We start from the raw sequence: 23835 nt of genomic DNA, 5'->3' as shown, positions 1-23835 counted from the left end.
CGCCCTGCACGGAGGGCTGACCCTGCGCCTGCCGCTGCCAGCCCGCGAACGGGCCGCCGTCATATTCGATTTTCAGCGCATATCTGGGCATGGCGTCGCAGTAGCGCAGCCCGCGCCCTACGGCAACACGCGGAATTGTGCTTGCGCGAACAGGGCGGGGGTTTCGCTGCATCCGCACTGTCTTTATATGGGGCAGCCCGGCCCGGTTCCGCTCTGAGTCGCCGGCCCAAACCGTTTTGCTTTCCGCGATCTGCGCATATGAAGGACGCCGCCGACATGTCATTCACCAGTCTCTTCACGTCGGATATGGCCATCGACCTCGGCACGGCGAATACGCTGGTCTATGTGCGCGGCAAGGGCATCGTGCTGAACGAGCCCTCGGTGGTGGCCTATCATGTGAAGGATGGCAAGAAGCAGGTGCTGGCGGTGGGCGAGGATGCCAAGCTGATGCTGGGCCGCACCCCGGGCAGCATCGAGGCCATCCGCCCGATGCGCGATGGGGTCATTGCCGATTTCGACAGCGCCGAGGAGATGATCAAGCATTTCATCCGCAAGGTCTTGAAACGCTCCACCTTTTCCAAGCCGAAGATCATCGTCTGCGTGCCGCATGGCGCGACCCCGGTGGAAAAGCGCGCCATCCGCCTGTCGGTGATGAAGGCGGGCGCCAAGCGCGCCGGGCTGATTGCGGAGCCCATCGCGGCGGCGATCGGGGCGGGGATGCCCATCACCGAGCCGACCGGCAGCATGGTGGTGGATATTGGCGGCGGCACCACCGAGGTGGCGGTGCTGAGCTTGGGCGACATCGTTTATGCGCGCTCGGTGCGGGTGGGCGGCGACCGGATGGATGAGGCGATCATCAGCTATCTGCGCCGCCATCAGAACCTTTTGGTGGGGGAATCCACCGCCGAGCGGATCAAGACCACCATCGGCACGGCGCGGATGCCCGATGATGGCCGGGGCGCCTCGATGCAGATCCGGGGGCGCGACCTGTTGAACGGCGTGCCGAAGGAAACCGAGATCAATCAGGCGCAGGTGGCCGAGGCCTTGGCCGAGCCGGTGCAGCAGATCTGCGATGCGGTGATGCAGGCGCTGGAAACCACGCCGCCCGATCTGGCCGCCGACATCGTGGATCGCGGCGTGATGCTGACCGGGGGCGGGGCGCTGCTGGGCGATCTGGATCTGGCGCTGCGCGAGCAGACCGGCCTGTCGATCTCGGTCGCCAATGAATCGCTCAACTGCGTGGCGCTTGGCACCGGCAAGGCGCTGGAATATGAAAAGCAGCTGCGCCATGTCATTGATTACGATACCTGATCCAGCCGGGCAGGGGCCGCAGCGTGGCACGCAACCGCATCTCGCCTGACGAGTTCACCCGGCCCATCCGCAGGATTCTGGTCGGGCTTCTGGTGCTGTTTCTGCTGGCGATCTTTCTGATCTGGCGGATCGACAGCCCGCGGGTGGAGCGGTTCCGCACCGCGCTGATTGACCGTGTGGTGCCCAGCATGGATTGGGCCATGGCGCCGGTCACCCATGCCAGCGACATGGCGCAGGGCTTTCAAAGCTATCAGAGCCTGTATCAGCAGAACCGCGAGCTGCGCGAGGAGCTGAAGCAGATGCGCGGCTGGAAAGAGGCGGCGCTGCGGCTGGAGCAGCAAAATGCCAAGCTTCTGGACCTCAATCAGGTGCGGCTGGACCCCAAGCTGACCCATATCACCGGGGTGGTGCTGGCCGATAGCGGCAGCCCGTTCCGGCAATCGGTGCTGCTGAATGTGGGCGCGCGCGATGGCATCCGGGATGGTTGGGCCGCGATGGATGGCATCGGGTTGGTGGGGCGGATTTCCGGCGTGGGCAAGCGCACGGCGCGGGTGATCCTGTTGACCGACAGCAACAGCCGGGTGCCGGTGGTGGTGCAGCCCTCGGGGCAGAAGGCGTTGTTGTCGGGCGACAATACCGCCGCGCCGCCGCTGGAATTTCTGGAAAAACCCGATCTGGTGCGGCCGGGGGACAAGGTGGTCACCTCGGGCGATGGCTCGGTGCTGCCGGCGGGGCTGTTGGTGGGCGAGGTGATGCAGATGCCCGACCGCCGCTTGCGGGTGATGCTGGCCGCCGATTACGAGGGGCTGGAATTCCTGCGCGTGCTGCGCAGCCACGAGCTTGAGGTGATCAGCGATCCGGGCGGGCTGGTGGCGCCGCCGGTCGAGGGGATGATGGGCCCGCAGCCTGCGGTTCCGGCGGAAGGTGCGCAGAATGGATGATCCGCTGCGCCGCGACGTGCTGGTGCATCGGGGGATTTACCTGCTGGTCGTGCTGGCGCTGCTGTTCTTGCGGCTGTTGCCTCTGGGCGATGGCGCGGCGCGGCTGCCGGGGCCGGATCTTGTGCTGTGCTTGACGCTGGCCTGGCTGCTGCGCCGCCCCGATTACCTGCCCGCGCTGCTGATTGCGGCGGTGTTCTTTCTGGAAGACCTGTTGCTGATGCGCCCGCCCGGCCTGTGGACGGCGGTGGTGCTGCTGGGCAGCGAGGGCCTGCGCTCGCGCATCGCACTGACCCGTGAATTGAGTTTTCTGCTGGAATGGCTATTCATCGGCATGCTGATGATGGCGATGTTTCTGGCCTATCGGCTGGTGCATGTGCTGACGCTGATGCCGCAGCCGGGGTTTGGCTATGCCATGGTGCAGGTTCTGGCCTCGATCATGGTCTATCCGGCGGTGGTCTGGCTGTCTTTCGTCACTTTGGGCGTCCACAAACCGGGCATGGGCGAGATCGACAAGATGGGACGCAGGCTATGAGACGCACGCCGCGCGATACCGAGGACAGCGCCCGCAAGGTGCGCCGCCGCGCCTTTCTGATGGGCAGCGCCATGGGGGCCTTTGTCGCCGTGCTGGGTGCGCGCATGCGTTATCTTTCGGTGGATCAGGCCGAGGAATTCCGCCTGCTGGCCGAGGAAAACCGGGTGAATATCCGCCTCATCCCGCCCGCGCGGGGGCTGATCCATGATCGCAATGGCAAGCTGATCGCGGGCAATGAACAGAATTATCGGGTCGTCATCACTCGCGAGGATGCGGGCGATGTGGAGATGGTGCTGAAGCGCCTTGCCGCCATCGTGCCGCTGTCGGAGGAGGAGATCGCCCGCACCCTGCGCGAGACCGAGCGCCGCTCGCCCTTCGTGCCGATCATCGTGGCGGACCGGATGAGCTGGCAGGATTTCTCCAAGGTGGCGCTGAATGCGCCCTCGCTGCCGGGGGTGACGCCCGAGGTGGGCCTGTCGCGCAGCTATCCGCTGGATACCGATTTCGCGCATGTGGTGGGCTATGTCGGCCCGGTGTCAGAGCGCGATCTGGCGGGGATGGAGACGCCGGACCCGGTGCTGCAAATCCCGAAATTCCAGATCGGCAAGATCGGGGTGGAGCGCTGGCGCGAGGATGACCTGCGCGGGCGGGCGGGCCAGAAGCGCATCGAGGTGAACCATGTGGGCCGGGTCATGCGCGAGCTGGGCCGGATCGAGGGCGATCCGGGCGATGACCTGCGGCTGACCATTGATGCCGATATTCAGAACTTTACCCAGGTGCGTTTGGGCGAGGAAAGCGCCGCCGTGGTGGCGATGGATGTGCAGACCGGCGATTTGCTGGCCATCGCCTCGGCGCCGTCGTTCAACCCGAACCTGTTCGTGCGCGGGATCAGCCAGGCCGATTACTCCAGCCTGATGCAGAACGATCACCGCCCGCTGGCCGACAAGACGGTGCAGGGGCTTTACCCGCCCGGCTCGACCTTCAAGATGGTCACGGCGCTGGCCGCGCTGGAGGCGGGGGTGGTGACGCCGGACACCGGGGTCTATTGCCCCGGCCATTTCGAGCTGGGCGGGCGGCGCTTTGCCTGCTGGAAGCGCGGCGGCCATGGCACGGTGAGCCTGCATTCGGCCCTGGCTGAAAGCTGCGACGTGTATTTTTACGAGGTGTCGCTGAAGGTCGGCATCGACAAGATCGCAGAGATGGGCCGCAAGCTGGGCCTGGGGGTGAAGCATGATCTGCCAATGTCGGCCATCGCCGCCGGGGTGATGCCCGACAAGGCGTGGAAAATGGACAGCTACGGCGAGGAATGGCGGATCGGCGATACGGTGAACGCCTCGATCGGGCAGGGCTATGTGCTGACCTCGCCGCTGCAACTGGCGGTGATGACGGCGCGGATCGCCACCGGCAAGGCAGTGGCGCCGCGTCTGGTGCTGGGCCATGGCGCCGAGGAATTGCCGGTGCCCGAGGCGCCGCCGCTGGACATTCCGGCGCAATATCTGAATGCCGTGCGGCGCGGCATGGACGAGGTGATGAACGGCGCCCGGGGCACCGCCAAATCCTCGCGCATTGTGGACGGCACGCTGCAAATGGCGGGCAAGACCGGCACGGCGCAGGTGCATTCCTATGGCGAGACCGGCATCCGTGACAACAAGCAATTGCCCTGGCATCTGCGCGACCATGCGCTGTTCGTCTGCTATGCGCCGGTGGATAAACCCAAGGTGGCGGTGGCGGTGGTGGTGGAACATGGCGGCGGCGGCTCGACCGCGGCGGCGCCCATCGGGCGCGATGTGCTGCTGCGCTGCCTGACCGGGGGCATTCCGCCGCTGAGCGCCTATCCGGCGGCGCAGCGCGGGCGGATCGAGACGCAGTTCAACGAGATGAAGCTGCGCGACACCGGCCCGGCCAATCCCGCGCGGTCGCGGGCATGAGGGGCGATAGGGGCGGCGCATGAGCTTTCTGGAATATCGCATCAAGACAGCGCCGACGGGGCTGCGCAAGGTCTTGTTCATCAATTGGCCTTTGGTGCTGCTGATCACGGCGGTGGCCTCGGTCGGGTTTCTGATGCTGTATTCGGTGGCGGGCGGCGAGATCGACCGCTGGGCCGAACCGCAGATGAAGCGCTTTGCCGTGGGCATGGTGCTGATGTTCGGCGTGGCGTTCACGCCGATCTGGCTGTGGCGCAACCTGTCGGTGCTGGCCTATCTGGGCGCCTTCGCGCTGCTGATCGTGGTGGAGCTGGTGGGGCGCGTCGGCATGGGGGCGCAGCGCTGGATCGAGGTCGGGCCGATCATCCTGCAACCCTCCGAGATGATGAAATTCACCCTCGTGATGATGCTGGCGGCCTATTACGACTGGCTGGACCCCAAGAAGGTCTCGCATCCGCTATGGGTCTTGCTGCCGGTCCTGATCATCGTGGCGCCGGTGGTGCTGGTGCTGATGCAGCCCAACCTTGGCACCTCGGTCATGCTGCTGGCGGCGGGGGCGGCGGTGATGTTCTGCGCGGGGGTCAGCTGGCTTTACTTTGCGGGGGTGGCGGGGATCGTGGGGGGCGCGATCTGGGGGGTGTTCCATTTCCGGGGCACGCCCTGGCAGTTCCTGCATGATTACCAATACAAGCGGATTGATACATTCCTTGACCCGACCGCCGACCCGCTGGGCGCGGGCTATAACATCATTCAGGCGCAGATCGCCTTGGGCTCGGGCGGCTGGGGCGGCAAGGGCTTCATGCAGGGCACGCAATCGCGGCTGAACTTCCTGCCGGAAAAGCATACCGACTTCATCTTCACCACGCTGGCCGAGGAGTTCGGCTTCATCGGGGCGTTCTCGCTGCTGATGCTTTATGCGGCGATCATCGCCTTTTGCGTGATTTCGGCCATGCAGAACCGCGACCGTTATTCGCAGCTTCTCATCCTTGGCGTGGCGGCGAACCTGTTCTTCTATATCGCGGTGAACCTGTCGATGGTGATGGGCATGGCCCCGGTGGTGGGGGTGCCGCTGCCGCTGTTGTCTTATGGCGGATCGGCCATGCTGGTGCTGCTTGTGGGCTTTGGTCTGGTGCAAAGCGCGCATGTGCATCGGGCGCGCTAGGCGCCAGCCGCCCGAAAGCCGGCCCCCCGAACCCTGGCGCCCCGAACCCTGGCCCCCGGAAACGGAAAAGGCGCCCGGTTGGGGCGCCTTTCCTTTTGAGGTCAGCCTTCGCCGCCGGGGCGGGGTGGCAGGCCCTTGGCGAGGTCGCGCGCCTGTTGCACCCATTCGTCGCGGGTGACGCGGCCCTTGAAGCCCTCCAGATTCTCGTCGACCCAGGCGATTTCGGCGGCGGTCCAATGGGCGAGCTGGTCGAAATGGTAGAAGCCAAGGCTGTGGAGCAGCGCCTCCAGTTTGGGGCCGACACCCTTGATCAGCTTGAGGTCATCGGGGCGACCGTCGCGGGCGGCGCTGAGGGCCTCGGGGCGGCGCGGCCGGTCGTCGGTGGCGGGCGGGATCGCGGGCAGCGGATCGGCGGTGATCTCGGCCAGCGGTGCGGCGGCGACCATGACGGGTGCGGCCATGTCGGGAGCGGCCATCAGCGGCGCGACCTCGACAGGCACCGCAGTGGCGGCGGGCAGCGTCGGCGCTGCGGCCTCGCGCTCCAGCGTGGTGATGCGGGCGGCCTGCGCGCGGGCGCGGCTTTCGCATTCGCCCAGTTGCAGGCGCAGCCGGTCGGCCTCGCCGCTGTTCACTGGCGCTTCGATCACGCTGCGGCGGCCCCAGATCAGCCATCCGGCAAAGAGACCCAGAAGGGCGGCAAGGGCAATCAGCACCCAGATCTCGCCCAGAAGAAAACCCCAATTCCTGAACATGTTACGCTCCTGTCCCCAAACTCATTCCGACCAGATCACGGTCGTGCGCCGGTTTTTGGCCCGGCCGTCCTCGGTGGCATTTTCGGCAATCGGCTGCGCGGCGCCATAGCCGGTGGCGCGCAGCATGGCGGCATCGACGCCACGCGCGACAAGGGCCGCGCGCACGGCCTCGGCCCGGCGCTGGCTGAGGCTGATATTGGCCAGCGGATCGCCCGAGGCATCGGTATGGCCGCCGATCTCGGCCTTGAGACCCGCGCCCGCGCAGGGGGCAAAGATCGCGGCCAGCCGGTTCAGCACCCGCAGCGCCGAGGCATCCAGCCGGTCCGAGCCGGAGACGAAATTCACCGTGCTGGCGGCCAGCAGCCCGTCGGCCTCGGCCTGACAGCTGGCCTTGCTGGCGGTGAAGGCGGCGACGGGCAGCCAGAAGCCGGCGCTCAGCCGCTCGGCCTCGCCGGTGAAGGCGTTTTGCCGGGTGGCGCCCTCGGTGCCGCTGGCCGCCACTTCGGTCACGGTCAGATCGACGCCCGCGCCCAGATCGGCGGCGAGACCCGCGCGGATCAGCTCCAGATCGGCGCCCTTGCCCAGACCCGCCGCGACCTGCGGGCGGCCACTGGCGGGCAGGCTGACGCGCAGGGTTTCGAGAGCGGGCAGCCAGGGTTTCAGCGCGGCAAACAGGGCAGGCAGCGGGGCGCTGTCGCCCATCAGCGCCGATTTCGCCTGATTGTCCAAGGCCTTGAGACCAAGGGTGGCGGCCAGCGCCTGAGGGTCAAAGCCCTTGGGCAGCTTGCCCGCCAGCACGGCACCTTGGCCCGGCGCGGCCTCCAGCGTCCAGTCGGCGGGGCTGCCATCATCCAGCAGGGTGATCGTGGTGCTGGCCATTTCGGCCGGCAGGTTGCTGAGCGCGGCCAGAGCGGCCTCGCGCTCGGCGGGGGTATTGGCCTCGCCCGAGAGGCGCAGCAGGCCATCGGTCACCTCGGCCCTGCCATGGTTCAGCGGCGCCAAGGCGGCCACCCCGGCCTCGATCAGGCCCATATGCGAGATGTCGGACCCCGAGGCCAGTCGAGGCGCGGCGGCGCCCTCGGCCCCGATCAGCCCGGCCAGCCGGGCGCGCGCGCTTTCGGACTGGATGGCGCCGCTCGCCATGAGGCTGGCCCGGCCCGCCGTCTTCTCGATCACTGTGGTGAAGGGTTTGGCGGCAGGCAACAGCTCGGTCAGGTCGCGGATGCTGCGATGGCCCGGCACGGTCTCTGCGGCGGCCAGCAGGGCCGCGCGTTCCTCGGCGCTGTCCACCAGACCATGCAGCTCGATGTCGCGGCCCGAGATGATGGCGGTGGGGCCATGGGTGAAGCCGGTCACGGCGCTGCCGGTGGCCGTGACGATCTGCTGTTCGATGCGATGCGCGTGCTGGCTGGTGCCCCACCAGCCTAAGGCCGCAACCCCGGCCAGCAGCACGCCGACCCCGAGAACCTTGCTCATTCATACCCCCATGAGGCGCCCGGTCATGGGGCGGCCATGTTGTCACATGTGGGCAGGTTGGCACGCGGCGCGGCTTTGCGGCAAGGGGGAGAAAGCCTGCCGAAGCATCAGGGCGCGTATCAGGCCGTGCCGTGCAGCGTGGCCCAGCGGTGGATGAGTTGGCCTTGCAGGGTCTTGGCGCGCTTGTTCCAGCCCCCGCCGCCCGGCGGGTCTTCGCGCTCGGCCAGGCTGAGGGCGGCGCGGCGCTCGGGGTCGGCGGCGAAGATGGCAAAGGCCATGCGGCGCCCGCCCGGCGGGGTGATATAGCCCGCCAGGGTGGAGACGAAGTTCAGCGTGCCAGTCTTGGCGCGCACCTCGACCGGGTGGGCGTCAAGCCGTTTGCCCCTGGCATCGAACATGCCGTGGTTTTTCAGCAGGCCGGGCAGGGCGCCCGCCTGCACATCGACCAGCAGTTTCACCATATCGGCGGCGGAAATGCGCGAGGCGGCGCCAAGGCCGGAGTGATCGGCGATCACCGGCGCGATGCGGTGGCGCGCCTTGGCCCATTCGCGGGTGGCGATGGCGGAGGCGCGGTGGCTGGCGGCGTGACTGGCCGCCATGCCCGCCACCTCGGCGGTGAGGTTGGTGGAATGTTTCAGCATGTCGCGCAGGATCTCGGCCAGCCGATCGCTGTCATGGCGGGCGAGTTCGCGCGCCTCTGGCAGGGTGTCGATGATGGCGGGCGCGGGCAGGTTGAGGCCATGGGCGCCCATCAGCGTGGCAAAGACCTCGCCCACGTAAAGCGCGGGGTGGCGGACGGGCAGCCAGCGCGCGCCGCCCTTGCCAAGCGCGGCGGAGGCTACTGTCCAGTCCTCGCGGGCGGCGCTGCCTTGATAGGTGAAAAGCGGGGTTTCGCGGCGGGCCACGGTGACACGGGCGAGTTTGACCGGGGGCACGAAGCGTTCGGCCCGGGCATCCATGGTCAGGGCCCAGTCGCCGCCCGCACGGCGCCATTCAAAATGCACGCGGTTGAAATTCAGGTTCAGCCCGCTGATGGCGGGGTTGTAGCCGACGAATTCGGGCTGCTCGGTGTCGATCCGCTCCATGCGGGGGAGGGCTGCGTCATACAGCAGGAAGGCGCCGGTGATGCGCCTGATGCCGGTGGCGGCGAGCCGCGCCGCCAGATCACCCAGCATATCGGTATCCAGCACCGGATCGCCGCCGCCCGCAAGGATCAGATCGCCCTGAAGCGTGCCGCCTTGCAGCGGGCCGGTGGCCAGAAGGCGGGTGGCAAAGCGGTGATCCGGCCCCAGCCGGTCCAGCGCATAGGCGGCGGTCACCGATTTCATCACGCTGGCCGGCGGCTGGGCGGTGGTGGCGTCACGGGATTCGATCACTTGGCCCGTCACGGCATCGGCCAGCACGAAGCCCACCGAGGCCGCGCCCAGTTTGGCGGCGGCGATCAGGCTGTCGGGGGTGACGGGCTCGCTGCGGGTGGCGCCGCTGTCGCCGCGGCGGCGCGGCAGGGGCGAGCGGGCGGGCGCGATGCCGGGCGCATTGCCGGGGGCCTCGGCCCAGAGCGGCGCGGCCGCCCCCGTTGCCAGAAGCCCCGCCAAGATGCCGCGCCGTGTGAATTGCATGGAAGACTCACCCTTTGATCCTGCCCCTTGCCTTAGCGCCGCTGCGCGCGGGCTTCAATTCACCAATGATTGCTGATATGCGGCGCGCTTCCCGCCGCCCGGAGGCCTTGCCGCATGACCAACGCCCTGACGACAATCGACGCGCTGGACGCGGCGGGCCTTGCGACGGGTGCCAAGCGGGAGCTGCTGGAGCGGGTGGTGGAGCGCTTTCGGCTGCGCATCACGCCCGAGATGGCCGGGGTGGCAAGCGGCGGCGTGGCGGCGCAATTCGTGCCGGATGCGCGGGAATTGGTGACCCGGCCGGAGGAGCTGACCGACCCGATTGGTGACCGCCGGTTCAGCCCGGCGCCGGGGCTGACGCATCGTTACGCTGACCGGGTGATCTTGGCGGTGACGCAGGCCTGCGAGGTCTATTGCCGCTTTTGCTTTCGGCGCGAAACCGTGGGGGCGGCGGGGGTGCTGCCCGAGGCGGATTTCCTGCAAGCGCTGGACTATATTGCCCGGACGCCCGCGATCCGCGAGGTGATCCTGACCGGGGGCGACCCGCTGTCGCTGTCGCCCCGGCGGCTGGAAAGCGTCTTGGCGCGGCTGGAGGCGGTGCCGCATGTGGAGAGCTTGCGCATCCATTCCCGCGTGCCGGTGGTGGCGCCTGCCCGGATGGATGGGGCGATGCTGGCCGCGCTGGACCGTGACAAGCCGGTGCATCTGGTGATCCATACCAACCACCCCGATGAGATGACCCCCGCCGCGCAGGCCGCGTTGCGCGCGCTGAGCCGGGCCGGGGTGGCGATGTTCTCGCAATCGGTGCTGCTCAGGGGCGTGAATGACGACGCGGATGTGCTGGAGGCGCTGTTTCGCGGTCTGATCCGCAACCGGGTGAAGCCCTATTACCTGCATCATTGTGATCTGGCCGAGGGCACCAGCCATTTCCGCACCACGATTGCGGAAGGGCGCGCGCTGATGGCGGAGCTGAAACGGCGGCTCTCGGGCCTCGCCATGCCTACTTATGTGCTCGATATTCCGGGCGGGGCGGGCAAGGTGGGTTTGATGGGGGCCGCTGCCGAGGAAGGCCCGGACGGGTGGGTGGTGACCGACCGCCATGGCGGGCGGCATCTGTATCAAGACCCGGAGCGGCCTTGAACCTTACATGAATTGCTCATGCGTCAGCCGTTCCTCCAGCCCGTGACCGGGATCAAAGAGGATGCGGTGACGGATCGCGGGCTCAGAACGGATCTCCACGCTTAACACATCGCGGAAGGACCGGCTGTCGGCATCGGCCATCACGGGGCGCTTTTCCGCCTCCAGCACGTCAAAACGCACGACGGCGGTTTTCGGCAGCAGCGCGCCGCGCCAGCGCCGGGGGCGGAAGGCGGCCATGGCGGTGAGGGCCAGCACGTCCGAGCCCATGGGCAGGATCGGGCCATGGGCGGAATAGTTATAGGCGGTGGAGCCTGCCGGGGTGCAAAGCAACGCACCGTCGCAGACCAGCTCGGGCAGGCGCTCGCGCCCGTTCACGCTGATGCGGAGTTTCGCGGCCTGCGGGCCTGCGCGCAAAAGGCTGACCTCGTTGATCGCCAGCGCGTGATGCTGCCGCCCATTCGCCGCCACGGCGGTCATGGCAAGGGGGTTGATCACGGTTTCCTCGGCGGCGCGCAGCCGGTCCTCCAGCGCGTCTTCATTATAGGCGTTCATCAGAAAGCCGATGGTGCCGCAATTCATGCCGTACACCGGCAGGTTCAGGCTTTGCGTCTCATGCAGGGTTTGCAGCATGAACCCGTCGCCGCCCAAGGCTACGATGGCCTCGGCCGATTTCACCGGCGCGTCGCCATAGCGCGCGGCCAGGGCAGTATAGGCGGCCAGCGCGGTCGGGCTGGTGCTGGCGCGAAAGCTGATGCGCATGGGGGCCTCCGTGATCCGCCACAGTCTTGGGCCGGGGGGCGGGCAATGGCAAGAGGGGCGCAGCGGATTTGCCCTGTGTCGTTTTCTGCCCTTCCCCAAGGGCCGCCTTCTGGTCTAAGGGAACCGCAACGGCCCACGCTTCCAGGAGACGCCCATGACCGCCCGCGATACCGGCTTCTTTACCGAAACCCTCGCCTCCCGCGACCCTGAGCTTTTCGGCTCGATCACCTCCGAGCTTGGCCGTCAGCGCCACGAGATCGAGCTGATCGCCTCGGAAAACATCGTCAGCCGCGCCGTGATGGAAGCGCAAGGCTCGGTGATGACCAACAAATATGCCGAAGGCTATCCGGGCAAGCGCTATTACGGCGGCTGCCAGTTCGTCGATGTGGCGGAAAACCTGGCCATCGAGCGCGCGAAAGAGCTGTTCGGCTGCGCTTTTGCCAATGTGCAGCCCAATTCGGGCAGCCAGGCCAACCAGGGCGTGTTCAACGCGCTGCTGAAACCGGGCGACACCATTCTGGGCATGAGCCTGGATGCCGGTGGTCACCTGACCCATGGCGCGGCCCCGAACCAGTCGGGCAAGTGGTTCAAGGCCGTGCAATACGGCGTGCGCAAGCAGGATCTGGAGCTGAACTATGACCAGCTCGCCGAACTCGCCGCCGAGCATCAGCCGAAGATGATCATCGCGGGCGGCTCGGCCATTCCGCGCATCATTGATTTCGCCAAAATGCGCGAGATCGCGGATTCCGTGGGCGCCTATCTGCTGGTGGACATGGCGCATTTCGCCGGTCTGGTGGCGGCGGGGCTCTATCCCTCGCCCTTCCCGCATGCCCATGTGGCGACCACGACCACCCATAAAACCCTGCGCGGCCCGCGCGGCGGCATGATCGTGACCAATGACGAGGACATCGCCAAGAAGGTGAACTCGGCCATTTTCCCGGGCATTCAGGGTGGCCCGCTGATGCATGTGATCGCCGCCAAGGCCGTGGCCTTTGGCGAGGCGCTGCGCCCCGAGTTCAAGGACTATCAGGCCCAAGTGATCGCCAATGCCAAGGCGCTGGCCGATCAGCTGATGAAGGGCGGCCTGGATATTGTGACCGGCGGCACCGACACCCACCTGATGCTGGTGGACCTGCGCCCGAAAGGCGTGAAGGGCAATGCGACCGAAAAGGCTCTGGGCCGCGCGCATATCACCTGCAACAAGAACGGCATCCCGTTTGACACCGAAAAGCCCACCATCACCTCGGGCGTCCGTCTGGGCACCCCGGCGGGCACCACCCGCGGCTTTGGTGAGGCCGAATTCCGCCTGATCGCCGACTGGATCGTCGAAGTGGTGGACGGTCTGGCCGCCCATGGCGAAGAGGGCAATGCCGAGGTCGAGGCCGCCGTGCGCGCCAAGGTCGAGGCGCTGTGCGAAAAGTTCCCGATCTATCCGGGCCTGTGATCTTTGGGCCTGTGATCTTGGACAGATAGGTGAAGGCCCCGGCACTGCCCGGGGCCTTTTGCGTTTCGCTTCCCCCTACACAGCGCCGCCGCCTGTGCCTATCTTGGCGGGGCATAAGGGGAAACGCTGTGGCATTGAGTGATTTGACCGACCAGCTGGGCCGCTCGCTTGAAGGGCTGGTTTCCACCGTGACCGAGCCTTTCGCCGATACGGTGGTGCGGCTGGGGGTGACGGGCCTGTCGCGGGCGGGCAAGACGGTGTTTCTGACCGGGCTGGTGGCCAACCTGCTGGACCGGGGCCGCATGCCGCAGCTGAAGGCCGAAAGCGCGCGGCGGATCGAGGCCGCCTATCTGCAACCGCAACCCGATGACACGGTGGCGCGGTTCGAGTTTGAAAACCACCTCGCCGCGCTGACCTCTGACGCGCCGCATTGGCCGGAAAGCACGCGCAGTGTGTCAGAGCTGCGGCTGTCCTTCCGGGTCAAGCCCTCGGGCCTGCTGGCGGGCTTGCGCGGGCAGCAGGTGGTGCATCTGGATATTGTCGATTACCCCGGCGAATGGCTGCTCGATCTGGCTTTGCTGGATAAAACCTATGCCGAATGGGCGGATGACGCGCTGCTGCGCATGGCCAAGCGCCCGATGGGGGCGGGCTATCTGGCGCAGGCGCGGGCCGAGGATGGATCGCTGCCGCATGACGAGATGCGGGCGCAGGGGCTGGCCGCCGATTTCACCGCCTATTTGCAGGCGGCGCGGGCGGCGGGCTGGTCGGATTGCACGCCGGGGCGGTTCTTGCTGCCGGGCGATCTGGCGGGCAGCCCGGTCCTGACCTTTGCCCCGATCCCGATGCCCGCGATCACCGGGCGCGGCAGCCTGTGGCGCGAGATGGACCGGCGGTACGAGGCCTATAAGGCCAAGGTGGTCAAGCCCTTCTTCCGCCAGCATTTTGCCCGCATCGACCGGCAGGTGGTGCTGGTGGATGTGCTGGGTGCCCTCCATGCCGGGCCGCAGGCGCTGGAGGATTTGCGGCAAACCATGGCGGAGATTCTGATGGCCTTCCGGCCCGGTCGGAATGGGTTCCTGTCGGAGATTTTGCTGGGGCGGCGGGTGGAAAAGGTGCTGTTCGCCGCCACCAAGGCCGACCATCTGCATCAAAACCAGCACGCCGCGCTGACCGCGATCACCGAAGCGTTGGTGCGCGAGGCGCGCGACCGGGCAGCGTTTTCGGGGGCCGAAGTGGCGGCGATGTCGCTGGCGGGCCTGCGCGCCACCGTCGAGGATGTGGTGAATGATTTGCCGATGGTGCGCGGGCGGCTGGCCGATGGCCGTGTGGCGGCGATGTATCCGGGCGAGCTGCCGGGCGATCCGGCGCGGCTTTTGTCGCCCGCGCGGCAGGGGGCAGAGCGGTGGCTGGACGCCGATTTTGCGCTGATGGGCTTTCAGCCCGCAAGGCTGAACCTGCGCCCCGGCGAAGGCCCGCCGCATATCAGGCTGGACCGCGCCGCCGAATTCCTGATCGGAGACATGCTGTGACAGAGGAACGCTCCCCCCTGCGAGGCCCGGTGATTGTCGAGGAAAATCAGCCCTTTGATCCCGGCGCCGCGCCTTTGGTGACCGATGATCCGGCGCCTTTGGTGGCGCGGGTTCTGGCGCGGCGGGCCTCGCCCGTGACGCGCGCGGCGCTGTGGGTCTTCTCGACCCTGTTTACCTTTGCTTTATCTGTGGCGGCCTATGATTTCGTGACCGGCCTTCTGGCGCGCAATGCGGTGCTGGGATGGGCGGCGCTGGTGCTGACCGGGGCGGCGGTCGCTTTGGCACTGGGCATGGCGGCGCGGGAATGGGCAGCCTTCTGGCGTCTCGGCAAGCTGGAGGAGCTGCGGCTGGCGGCGGCGGCGGCGCGGGCCTCGGGTCGGGCCGAGGATGCGAGGGCGGCGGTGGCGCGGGTCGCGGCGCTTTATGCCGCGCGGCCCGAATTGACAGAGGCGCGTGCGCGGCTGGCCGCGCGCGGGTCAGAGATGATGGATGCCGATGCCTTGGTCGATCAGGCCGAGCAATTGCTGGTGCTGCCACTCGATGCCCGCGCAAGGGCCGAGGTGGAGGCGGCAGCGCGGCAGGTGGCCACCGTGACGGCGCTGGTGCCTTTGGCGCTGGCCGATGTCGCCATGGCGCTGTTTGCCAACCTGCGCATGATCCGGCGCATCGCCGAGATCTATGGCGGGCGTTCGGGCGGCTTTGCCTCGCTGGGGCTGATGCGGCGGGTGTTTACCTATCTGGTCGCCACCGGGGCAGTGGCGCTGACCGATGATCTGATCGGCTCGGTCGCAGGCGGCGGCGTCTTGTCAAAACTCTCGCGCCGTTTTGGCGAGGGGGTGGTGAATGCGGCCCTCACGGCGCGGGTCGGCGTGGCGGCGATCGAACTGTGCCGCCCCTTGCCCTTCCACGTCGCGGGGCGGCCCGGCGTCTCGATGCTGGTCAGCCGGGCGCTGGCCGGGCTTTGGCCGCGCGGCGAGGACGGGAAATCCTGACTTTCCACGCCCTTGGCTGATGCTATGCTGCCCCAAACGGCAGTGAGGCAGTGATGGGCGACGATGTTTGGATTTTCTGGGGCGTCGTTGCGCTTCTGGTGGCGCTGGCCATGCCGGTGCTGGTCATCGTGTTGTTCGTGCAATTGGCGGGCGCGCGCGGGCGTTTGCAGCAGCTGGAAGATGTGACGGCGCAATTGGTGGCCGAGGTCAAGCGCTTGCGGGGGGGTGGCCCGATTGCGCCCGGCCCAGAATCGGCGCCCGTGCCGGCGCCCGTGCCTGCGCCCATACCGGCGAAACCGGCCTCTTTGCCGCCGGTCTTTGCCCCGGCCGCGAAAGTGCCTGCGCCTGCGCAGACGGCAGGGCCGGTGGCGCAGGATCAGCCTCTGGTTTTCCGCCGCGACCGTCTGGCGCAAGCCCTTGGCTGGCTGCGCGAAAACTGGGCCTATGCGGTGGCGGCGCTGTCGCTGGCGCTGGCCGGGGTGTTCTTCGTGCAATATGGCATCGAAAAGGGCCTGTTGCCGCCGCCGCTGCGGGTGCTGGCGGCATTGGTTTTTGGCGCCGGGCTGATCGCGGCGGGCGAGTGGCTGCGGCGGCGTTGGGGCGATGGCGGCGCGGCGGGGCATTTGCCCTCGGTCTTCAGCGGCGCCGGGATCGTTGCGATCTTTGCGGGCATCGCGGCGGGGCGGCTGATGTATGGGCTCTATGGCCCGGGTCTGACCTTTGCCGGGCTGGCGCTGGCGGCGGTCGGGGCGATTGGTCTTGGCTGGCGCTATGGGCCGCTTCTGGTGGCGATCGGGCTGGTGGGCGCGGCGACCACGCCGTTTCTGGTGGGCGGCGGCGGCGCGGCGCCGGTCTGGCTGCTGGGCTATTATGTCGGGCTGACGGCGGCGGGGCTCGCGGTGGATGCGATCCGCCGTTGGGCCTGGGTCTCGGTTCTGGCGCTTGGGCTGGGGCATCTGGGGCTGGCGCTGATGGCGCAAAGCGGCGCCGGAGCGGCGGGTTGGGCCTGGGCGGTTCTGGCCATGGCGCTGATCGCGATCACCCTGCCGCAGCGCAGCCTGGTGCCGGATCATGCGGCGCCCTCGGTGGCGGCGGCGCTGTGGCGGCGGACCGGGGTTTGGCCCACCTTCCCGGTGCGGCTGGCCACCGGGAATTTCGTGCTGGTCGTGGCGCTGCTGGTGCTGATGCCGGGCGCGGGCGTCGATCTGCTGGCGCTGCTGCTGCTGGCGGTTTTGGCGGTGCTTCTGCTGACCTGGGGCGAGGCGGCGCCGGGCCTGCGCGACCTGCCGTTGCTGGCGGCCCTCGGGTTTGTGGCCAAGCTGGCGCTGGCCGAAAACCTGATCTGGAGCTTCCGCGGCGCGGCGATCGCACTGCGCGGGCCCGAGGTCGCGGCGCCGGGCACGGTGACGCTGGTTCTGCTGCTGGCGGCAGCGATTGCGGCGGCGGCGGGCGCGCGGGCACTTCGGCGTTACAGCCTGCCCGAGGCGGGGCTGGCTGTGCTGGTGGCGCCCGCTGCGGTGCTGGTGCTGGAGGCGCTGTGGCAGCCCGCAACCGTGCTGGGCGCTTATCCATGGGCGCTGCATGTGATGGTGCTGGCCGCATGCGAGGTGGCGCTGGCGGCGGGCTATGCCAGGCTGGATGGCGGGCCGGGGCGGCGGACGGCCTGGGCCACGCTGGCGGCGCTGAGCCTGATTGCGCTGGCGCTGTTCCTCGTCTTGTCGGCGGCGGCGCTGACGCTGGCGCTGGCGGTCCTGCTGGTGGTGGCCGTGGCGCTGGACCGGCGCTTTTCGTTGCCGGAAATGGGCTGGTTCGTGCAGGTGGGGGCCTTGGTTCTGTCCTATCGGCTGCTGGTTGATCCGGGGATCGGCTGGGCCGAGGCGGCGGGGCTGCTGCCGGTTCTGGCCAGCTATCTGGGGGTGGCGGCGGCCTGTCTGGCCGGGCTGCGCCTGATGCCGGAGGGGCGGGTTCTGCCCCGTGCGGTGCTGGAGAGCCTTGGCCTCTCCGCCTTGGCGCTGCTGGTCAATGTCTTGATCTTGCGGCAGTTTCAGGCGGAGGTTCTGGCCGATGGCACTTGGGTTGCCGATCCGCAGGAAAGCCATTGGGGTGCCAGCCTGCACGCGCTGCCATGGCTGGTGCTGGCGGCGGCGCAGCTGTGGCGGGCCGGGGTCTGCACCGGCTTTGCCAAGACCTTGCGGCTGGGCATCGCCGGATTTGCCGGGGCCTTGGCGGCTTTGGGCCTGGCGATGGCGGTGGGGCCGTTCAACCCGCTGCTGGGCTGGGAGGGCGACCCGAACAGCCTGATCCGGGGGGCGGCTCTGCTGGACAGCCTGTTCCTCGCCTATGCCGTGCCGGGGCTTTTGCTGCTTTTGCTGCCGCCGCACCTGATGGCGCTGCCCGCACCGCTGCGCCGACCGCTGCGGTTGGCCGGGGCGGCGCTGCTGGTCCTTTATGGCGGCGAGGAGATCCGGCGCCTGTGGCAGGGGCCGTTCATCGGCGGGCCGGGGGTCATGCAGGGCGAGCTTTACAGCTATACGCTGGCGATGATGGCCTGCGGCGCGGGGCTGCTGTGGCAGGCCATGGTGCGGGGCTCGGCGCTGCTGCGGCGGGTGGCAATGGCGGTGATCGCGCTGACCGTGGCCAAGGTGTTCCTGTGGGATGCCTCGGGGCTGAGCGGGCTGGTGCGGGTGATCAGCTTCGCGGGCCTTGGGCTGGCGCTGGCGGCGCTGGCCTGGCTGAACCGCTGGGTCGGGCAGCGGATGTCGTAATTGGGGTCGTCAGAACCGCGGAACCGCGCCTGGAAGGTGGCGCGCCTCGGAGACCCCCATGCTGAGCGCGCGGCCAATGCGATGCGCCATGGCGGACCATGCGGCGGCAGGTTCTGGCGGCAGCGTGGCGCTCAGGGTGGCATCGAACAGCGCGAGCCAATGCGGGAAATGGTCGGCCTCTATATCGCCCGCTTGCCGGTGTGCAAGCATGGGCGAGCCGTCATAGACCCGTTCCCGCAGAATGGCATTGCGCCAAAATCTGCCAATCTTGGCCTCATGCTCGGGCCAATCCTGCACATGATTTGCGAAAATCGAACTTAAGACCGGATCGCGGCGCACGGCGGCATAGAAAGCCGCAACTTGGGCGTCAATCTGATCGGGGGAGATGGCGAAGGCGGGCGGGAAGGCGGTCATGGCGGGCTCCAAATTTGGGCGAGGATACGCTTCTTCCTGCCGCTGACCAAGGCGACGGATCGCCACATCGGCGACCAAGATGCAGTGACTGTGCAACGACATACGCAGAGTTGCCTTCTGGTGTGCGCAACTGTTACGCGTATGGCATGTTGATGAGAGGACAAGAAAATTGACAGCTAAAGAAGCACTTCCAATCTGGTGGAGTTTCATCTGGCGCAGCGTCATTGCCGGTATTGTCGCTGGGTTTGTTGCTGGTGCCATCGCGGGCTTCTTTGCCGCTTTACTGGGGCATCCAAACTATTCCGGACAAGCGGGCGGCATAGCTGGGTGGCTTGCAAGTATTGCCGTCAGCTTCTGGGCACTTTGGGCGACGTTGAAAAGACACGGACTGCGCCCTGTCTCTCAACAAATCTGATATGCGCTCTTCTGGTGGGCGCTTGAAGCGAAAAGAGAAATGCGCGGCCGATGGGCCGCGCATTCTTCGTTCAAATGTCAGCCGTTGACGCGGATGCGCTCGTTCTTGGGGTCGAAGGGGCTGTCTTCCACCACCACGGCATCCCATTCCTCTCGCAGCATCTTCACCTTCAGCTTGGTGCCGACTTCGGCCAGTTCGGGGCTGACATAGCCCATGCCGATCTGCTTGTTGAAGGCAACCGACCAGCCGCCGGAGGTGAGGCGACCGACCTTCACGCCATCTTTCAGCAGGGCCTCCTTGCCCCAGGGATCGGCATCTTCCGGCCCGTCGATCAGCACGGTCACGCATTTGAAGCGCACGCCGGTATCCAGCATGGCCTGCTTGCCGTTGAAGTCTTTCGACAGGTCGACGAAGCGGTCCAGCGCGGCTTCCAACGGGGTCGCGTCACGGCCCAGCTCGTTGCCGAAGGCGCGGTAGGATTTCTCCTGACGCAGCCAGTTTTGCGCGCGGGCGCCCACGCCCTTGAGGCCGTGCTTCTCGCCCACCGACCATAGCAGATCCCACAGGTAGCGGCCAAATTCGATCGGGTAGTGCAGTTCCCAACCCAGCTCGCCCGTATAGGCCACGCGGATCGCGCGGACCGGGCACATGCCCAGCTCGATGTCGCGATACGACAGCCAGGGGAAACGCTTGTTCGACAGGGCGGTTTCCGGGTCGGCATCCTTGATGAGGTCTTTCATCAGGGCGCGGGCATTCGGCCCGGCCAGCGCATAGACGCCCCATTGGGTCGTCACGTCGTGGATGTCGATGTAACCGCCGCCGTTGCCCATGAAATCCTCGGCGGATTTCAGCAGGAAATCAGAGTCATACGAGGTCCAGGCCCCGGCGGAGATGATGTAGTATTCATTCTCCTTCAGCCGCACGATGGTGTATTCGGTGCGGGTGGTGCCTGCATCGGTCAGCGCATAGGTCAGGTTGATGCGGCCCACGGTGGGCAGCTTGTTGCAGGTGAAGTGATCGAGGAAGGCGGTGGCGCCGGGGCCGCGCACCAGATGTTTGGTGAAGGCGGTGGCGTCGATGATGCCCACGGTCGAGCGCACGGCCTCGGCCTCGGCCTTGGCGAAGGGCCACCAGGCACCGCGACGGAACGAGCGGCTGTCATGGTCGAAGGAAGCAGGCGCATCTTTCGGGCCATAGTAGTTCGGGCGATCCCAGCCGTTCACCTGGCCGAATTGCGCGCCCATTTCCTTCTGGCGGTCATAGGCAGGCGCAGTGCGCAGCGGGCGGCAAGCCTCGCGCTCCTCATCGGGGTGGTGCAGGATGAAGACATGCTCATAGCATTCCTCATTCTTGCGCGCGGCATATTCGGTGGTCATCCACTGGCCATAGCGGCGCGGATCAAGGCTGGCCATGTCGATCTCGGCCTCGCCATTCACCATCATCTGCGCGAGGTAATAGCCGGTGCCGCCCGCGGCGGTGATGCCGAAGCTGAAGCCCTCGGCGATCCACATGTTGCGCAGGCCCGGCACCGGGCCGACCAGCGGGTTGCCATCGGGGGTGTAGCAGATCGGGCCGTTGAAATCGTCTTTCAGACCCACGGTCTCCGACGAGGGCAGGCGGTGGATCATCGACATGTATTCGGTCTCGATCCGCTCCAGATCGAGCGGGAACAGGTCGGCGCGGAAGGATTCCGGCACGTCATAGAGGAAGCGCGCGGGGGCACCGGCCTCATAGGGGCCGAGGATCCAGCCGCCGCGCTCTTCGCGGACATACCATTTGGCATCGGCATCGCGCAGCACCGGGTGTTCCGGGTTGTTCTTGCGGAACTCTTGCAGCATCGGGTCCGGCTCGGTCACGATGAACTGGTGTTCCACCGGGATGGCCGGGATTTTCACGCCCAGCAGGCGGGCGGTGCGCTGCGCGTGGTTGCCGGTGGCGGTGACCACATGTTCGGCCACGATCTCGAACTTTTCTTCGCCCGCGATCAGCATGCCGCCTTTTTCAACCATGCGGGTGCAGGAGACGACCCATTCGGAGCCGGTCCAGCGGTAGCCATCCACCTGCACCTTGCGCTCGATGGTGGCGCCATGCTGGCGCGCGCCCTTGGCCATGGCCTGCGTCACATCGGCCGGGTTGATATAGCCGTCTTGCGGGTGATAGAGCGCGCCGATCAGGTCTTCGGTGTTCAGCAGCGGCCAGCGGTCTTTCATTTCCTTGGGCGACAGGAATTCGTGATAGACACCGGCGGTTTCGGCCACCGAGGAATAGAGCATGTATTCATCCATGCGTTCCTGGCGCTGCGCCATGCGCAGGTTGCCCACCACGGCGAAACCGGCATTGAGGCCGGTCTCGGCCTCCAGCGATTTGTAGAAATCGACCGAATATTTGTGGATATGGGTCGTCGCGTAGGACATGTTGAACAGCGGCAAGAGGCCAGCGGCGTGCCAGGTCGAGCCGGAGGTCAGCTCGTCCCGCTCCACCAGCATCGTGTCCCAGCCAGCCTTGGCGAGGTGATAGGCGATGCCGTTCCCGACGGCACCGCCGCCGACGACAAGGGCTTTGACATGGGTTTTCATGGGCGACTCCGTGCGCGCTGAAGAATTTTCCCATGAATGCCACGGAAGCGCATCGACAACCCATGCCGACCGACCCGAATTGGCCAAAAACGACATGCGTGGTATTCTCGCAGCGACAGGGTGCGCCGCGCTGTAGCAGATAGCGGGCCAGAGGGCGGGCCAGGTTGCGGGCTTGACGCAGGCGGGCCGGGGCGGCATTGCGGGGGCATGAGCGCCCGCCGTCTGTGCCATCACAGCCTGTTGCGTGCCATCGGCCTGTGGCTGGTGGTGCCCTTTGTGCTGCTGTCGCTGGTGGCGAAGGGCTATATGCCGGTGCAGGCGGCGGATGGCGGCCTGACCATGGTGATCTGTTCGGGGGCCGGGGCGGTCAGCATCACGATTGACCCGGAAACCGGCGCATCCGTGCCGCATGAGGCGCCCGAGGACGGGCGCTGTTCCTGGGCACAGATGGGGGCGGCGGCGGTGCTGCCCGAGGCCGCGCCCCTTGTGGTGCCTGTGGTCTTGCCGCGTGCCGTCGTGCCTGCCAGCCCGGATGACCTGTGGCGCCCGGCCTTTGATCCGCGCGGGCTCTTTGCGCGCGGGCCACCTGCAACCGTCTGATCTGAAACCCCTTTCACAGATTCAGACGGAGCATTTCCATGTCGACCCAAACGCCCGGCCCGATGGCCGGAGGCGGCCAAGGCCGCGTCAAGTCCAACGGCGGCCAAACCCGCATCAGCCCACTTTATTTCGCCGCTTGGCGCTGGCATTTCTATGCCGGGCTTTACGTCATCCCCTTTCTGATCCTGCTGGCGGTGACCGGCATCGTGATGGTCTGGTTCAGCGCCATCGCGCCGGAATATGGCGAGCGGCTGCGCCTTTCCCCGCAAGGCGCGGCCTTGAGCGTCTCGGTGCAGGCCGAACTGGCCGCCGCACAGGGCGGGGGCACGGTTGCCCGCTATATCGCGCCCTACGGCCCTGAAAACCCGGCGCTTTTCCGCATCGCCACCGGGAGCGGCGCGCAGATGGTGGCGCTGGACCCCTATACCGGCGCGGCGCTGCGCATCACCCCCGAGGGCGCCACCTGGAAAGAGCTGGCCGACCGGCTGCATGGCGAATTGCTGATGCAGGACGGCGCCAAATTCTGGGGCGATCTGCTGATCGAACTGGCCGCCTCGCTGTGCCTGCTGCTGGTGGTGACGGGCCTCTTTCTGGCCTGGCCGCGCCACGGCAAGGGGCTGCGCAGCATGCTGGTGCCGGATGTCTCGGCCAAGGGCCGGGCCTTCTGGAAATCGCTGCACCTGACCCTCGGCACGTGGCTGAGCGTGATTTTGGTGTTTTTCCTGATCTCTGGCCTCGCTTGGGCGGGGATCTGGGGCGGCAAGTTCGTGCAGGCCTGGTCCACCTTTCCGGCGGCGAAATGGGATGATGTGCCGCTGTCGGATGCCAGCCATGCCGCGATGAACCACACGGCGGTCGAGGAGGTGCCATGGGCGCTGGAACAGACGCCGCTCCCGGCTTCGGGATCGGATGCGGGGAGGACGGGGACAGCGGCGGGCGCGCCGGTCGATCTGGAAAGCCTTGTGGCCTTGGCGCGCAGCCTTGGGTTTGAAGGCCGCTTCCAGCTGAACGCCCCGGAGGGCGAAACCGGGGTCTGGACGATCAGCCGCGACAGCATGTCGAATGACAGCCCCGACCCGACCCGCGACCGCACCGTGCATGTGGACCGGTTCAGCGGCAAGGTGCTGGCCGATGTGCAATTTGCCGATTACAGCCCGGCAGGGCAGGCGATGGCGGTGAGCATTCCGCTGCATATGGGCGGGATGGGCCTGTGGAATGCGGTGCTGAACATCGCGCTGTGTTTTGCGTTGATCCTGCTTTCCGTCGCCTCTGTGGTGATGTGGCTGAAGCGACGCCCGGCGGGGGCCGCGCGTCTGGCGGCGCCGCCCCGCCCGGATCTGGTGCCGCTGTCGCGCGGCATGGCGCTGATTGCGCTGCTGATGTCGATGGCCTTTCCGGTGCTGGGGCTAACCCTGCTGGCGGTCTTGGCGCTGGATCTGCTGGTGCTGGCCTGGGTGCCGCCCTTGCGGCGCCTGCTGTCATA

General features: G+C 67.2%; 18 protein-coding genes and 1 pseudogene. 12 read left to right on the top strand and 7 right to left on the bottom strand.

Annotation, left to right across the window (positions count from 1 at the left end):
- Positions 1 to 91, bottom strand: a pseudogene (locus JNN06_RS08975) (tRNA pseudouridine(38-40) synthase TruA); the annotation flags it as partial.
- 185 nt (positions 92 to 276) lie between these two features.
- Between JNN06_RS08975 and JNN06_RS08970 the strand changes: the two are divergent.
- Genes JNN06_RS08970 through rodA form a run of 5 tightly spaced genes read left to right on the top strand, consistent with a single transcriptional unit; the run spans position 277 to position 5871 of the window.
- A complete protein-coding gene (locus JNN06_RS08970; RefSeq protein WP_291239244.1) occupies positions 277 to 1311 on the top strand; it encodes a rod shape-determining protein in 1035 nt (344 codons plus the stop codon).
- Between the two features lie 23 nt (positions 1312 to 1334).
- Positions 1335 to 2252: a rod shape-determining protein MreC gene (mreC, locus tag JNN06_RS08965; RefSeq protein ID WP_291239243.1), complete on the top strand. Its 918-nt coding sequence runs from the start codon at positions 1335 to 1337 to the stop codon at positions 2250 to 2252.
- Positions 2245 to 2784 carry a rod shape-determining protein MreD gene (locus JNN06_RS08960; protein WP_291239242.1) on the top strand — a complete coding sequence of 180 codons (540 nt, stop codon included), beginning with the start codon at positions 2245 to 2247 and terminating at the stop codon, positions 2782 to 2784. Before mreC ends, JNN06_RS08960 begins: the two co-directional genes overlap by 8 nt.
- The gene (gene mrdA, locus JNN06_RS08955) at positions 2781 to 4712 is read left to right on the top strand and encodes a penicillin-binding protein 2 (RefSeq protein WP_291239241.1); all 1932 of its coding nucleotides are present in this window, start codon (positions 2781 to 2783) and stop codon (positions 4710 to 4712) included. The genes JNN06_RS08960 and mrdA overlap by 4 nt, the downstream gene beginning before the upstream one ends.
- A 19-nt stretch (positions 4713 to 4731) precedes the next feature.
- Positions 4732 to 5871 (top strand): rod shape-determining protein RodA, encoded by a 1140-nt coding sequence (gene rodA, locus JNN06_RS08950; RefSeq protein ID WP_291239240.1) that lies wholly within the window; start codon positions 4732 to 4734, stop codon positions 5869 to 5871.
- A gap of 101 nt (positions 5872 to 5972) precedes the next feature.
- On the opposite strand, the gene JNN06_RS08945 is transcribed toward rodA, so the two are convergent.
- From JNN06_RS08945 to dacB, 3 genes are all read right to left on the bottom strand, one after another.
- Positions 5973 to 6623: an NADH-quinone oxidoreductase subunit E gene (locus JNN06_RS08945; protein ID WP_291239239.1), complete on the bottom strand. Its 651-nt coding sequence runs from the start codon at positions 6621 to 6623 to the stop codon at positions 5973 to 5975.
- 21 nt (positions 6624 to 6644) lie between these two features.
- On the bottom strand, positions 6645 to 8099 hold the full coding sequence (locus JNN06_RS08940) for an OmpA family protein (protein ID WP_291239238.1): 1455 nt from the start codon (positions 8097 to 8099) through the stop codon (positions 6645 to 6647).
- 119 nt (positions 8100 to 8218) lie between these two features.
- Complete coding sequence (dacB, locus tag JNN06_RS08935) at positions 8219 to 9718, bottom strand: D-alanyl-D-alanine carboxypeptidase/D-alanyl-D-alanine-endopeptidase (RefSeq protein ID WP_291239237.1); 1500 nt, start codon at positions 9716 to 9718, stop codon at positions 8219 to 8221.
- Between the two features lie 114 nt (positions 9719 to 9832).
- Here dacB and JNN06_RS08930 point away from each other — a divergent pair, with 114 nt between their 5' ends.
- Positions 9833 to 10858: a lysine-2,3-aminomutase-like protein gene (locus JNN06_RS08930; RefSeq protein WP_291239236.1), complete on the top strand. Its 1026-nt coding sequence runs from the start codon at positions 9833 to 9835 to the stop codon at positions 10856 to 10858.
- A gap of 3 nt (positions 10859 to 10861) precedes the next feature.
- On the opposite strand, the gene JNN06_RS08925 is transcribed toward JNN06_RS08930, so the two are convergent.
- Entirely contained in the window at positions 10862 to 11617 is a 756-nt protein-coding gene (locus JNN06_RS08925; protein WP_291239235.1) for an NAD kinase, read from the bottom strand.
- Between the two features lie 154 nt (positions 11618 to 11771).
- On the opposite strand from JNN06_RS08925, the gene glyA reads away from it, so the two are divergent.
- The 4 genes from glyA (at position 11772) to JNN06_RS08905 (ending at position 18347) form a co-directional block, all read left to right on the top strand.
- Positions 11772 to 13061, top strand: coding sequence for a serine hydroxymethyltransferase (glyA, locus tag JNN06_RS08920; RefSeq protein ID WP_291239234.1), 1290 nt, complete (start codon positions 11772 to 11774; stop codon positions 13059 to 13061).
- A 128-nt stretch (positions 13062 to 13189) separates the two neighbouring features.
- Positions 13190 to 14590: a YcjX family protein gene (locus JNN06_RS08915; RefSeq protein ID WP_291239233.1), complete on the top strand. Its 1401-nt coding sequence runs from the start codon at positions 13190 to 13192 to the stop codon at positions 14588 to 14590.
- 74 nt (positions 14591 to 14664) lie between these two features.
- The gene (locus tag JNN06_RS08910) at positions 14665 to 15582 is read left to right on the top strand and encodes a TIGR01620 family protein (protein WP_291239247.1); all 918 of its coding nucleotides are present in this window, start codon (positions 14665 to 14667) and stop codon (positions 15580 to 15582) included.
- A 53-nt stretch (positions 15583 to 15635) separates the two neighbouring features.
- Entirely contained in the window at positions 15636 to 18347 is a 2712-nt protein-coding gene (locus tag JNN06_RS08905; RefSeq protein WP_291239232.1) for a DUF2339 domain-containing protein, read from the top strand.
- Positions 18348 to 18356: 9 nt separating this feature from the next.
- On the opposite strand, the gene JNN06_RS17650 is transcribed toward JNN06_RS08905, so the two are convergent.
- The gene (locus tag JNN06_RS17650; protein ID WP_366812672.1) at positions 18357 to 18986 is read right to left on the bottom strand and encodes a group III truncated hemoglobin; all 630 of its coding nucleotides are present in this window, start codon (positions 18984 to 18986) and stop codon (positions 18357 to 18359) included.
- Positions 18987 to 19253: 267 nt separating this feature from the next.
- On the bottom strand, positions 19254 to 21752 hold the full coding sequence (locus tag JNN06_RS08895; protein ID WP_291239231.1) for an FAD-dependent oxidoreductase: 2499 nt from the start codon (positions 21750 to 21752) through the stop codon (positions 19254 to 19256).
- A 207-nt stretch (positions 21753 to 21959) separates the two neighbouring features.
- On the opposite strand from JNN06_RS08895, the gene JNN06_RS08890 reads away from it, so the two are divergent.
- Entirely contained in the window at positions 21960 to 22352 is a 393-nt protein-coding gene (locus JNN06_RS08890) for a DUF2946 family protein (protein WP_291239230.1), read from the top strand.
- 38 nt (positions 22353 to 22390) lie between these two features.
- The coding region (locus tag JNN06_RS08885; RefSeq protein ID WP_366812671.1) for a PepSY domain-containing protein at positions 22391 to 23835 on the top strand (1445 nt) is incomplete at its 3' end.

It is taken from the genome of Gemmobacter sp. (assembly GCF_016792925.1).
In the GTDB taxonomy this organism is placed as follows: domain Bacteria; phylum Pseudomonadota; class Alphaproteobacteria; order Rhodobacterales; family Rhodobacteraceae; genus Gemmobacter.
This window is presented reverse-complemented; position numbering and strand designations above follow the sequence as displayed.

What these genes read in the sequence shown, in the direction of transcription:
- JNN06_RS08970 (WP_291239244.1), top strand. Translation starts at nt 277, where the DNA reads ATGTCATTCACCAGTCTCTTCACGTCGGATATGGCCATCGACCTCGGC.
- JNN06_RS08960 (WP_291239242.1), top strand. Translation starts at nt 2,245, where the DNA reads ATGGATGATCCGCTGCGCCGCGACGTGCTGGTGCATCGGGGGATTTAC.
- mrdA (WP_291239241.1), top strand. Translation starts at nt 2,781, where the DNA reads ATGAGACGCACGCCGCGCGATACCGAGGACAGCGCCCGCAAGGTGCGC.
- rodA (WP_291239240.1), top strand. Translation starts at nt 4,732, where the DNA reads ATGAGCTTTCTGGAATATCGCATCAAGACAGCGCCGACGGGGCTGCGC.
- JNN06_RS08945 (WP_291239239.1), bottom strand. Translation starts at nt 6,623, where the DNA reads ATGTTCAGGAATTGGGGTTTTCTTCTGGGCGAGATCTGGGTGCTGATT.
- JNN06_RS08940 (WP_291239238.1), bottom strand. Translation starts at nt 8,099, where the DNA reads ATGAGCAAGGTTCTCGGGGTCGGCGTGCTGCTGGCCGGGGTTGCGGCC.
- dacB (WP_291239237.1), bottom strand. Translation starts at nt 9,718, where the DNA reads ATGCAATTCACACGGCGCGGCATCTTGGCGGGGCTTCTGGCAACGGGG.
- JNN06_RS08930 (WP_291239236.1), top strand. Translation starts at nt 9,833, where the DNA reads ATGACCAACGCCCTGACGACAATCGACGCGCTGGACGCGGCGGGCCTT.
- JNN06_RS08925 (WP_291239235.1), bottom strand. Translation starts at nt 11,617, where the DNA reads ATGCGCATCAGCTTTCGCGCCAGCACCAGCCCGACCGCGCTGGCCGCC.
- glyA (WP_291239234.1), top strand. Translation starts at nt 11,772, where the DNA reads ATGACCGCCCGCGATACCGGCTTCTTTACCGAAACCCTCGCCTCCCGC.
- JNN06_RS08905 (WP_291239232.1), top strand. Translation starts at nt 15,636, where the DNA reads ATGGGCGACGATGTTTGGATTTTCTGGGGCGTCGTTGCGCTTCTGGTG.
- JNN06_RS17650 (WP_366812672.1), bottom strand. Translation starts at nt 18,986, where the DNA reads ATGACGCTGCGCCAGATGAAACTCCACCAGATTGGAAGTGCTTCTTTA.
- JNN06_RS08895 (WP_291239231.1), bottom strand. Translation starts at nt 21,752, where the DNA reads ATGAAAACCCATGTCAAAGCCCTTGTCGTCGGCGGCGGTGCCGTCGGG.
- JNN06_RS08890 (WP_291239230.1), top strand. Translation starts at nt 21,960, where the DNA reads ATGAGCGCCCGCCGTCTGTGCCATCACAGCCTGTTGCGTGCCATCGGC.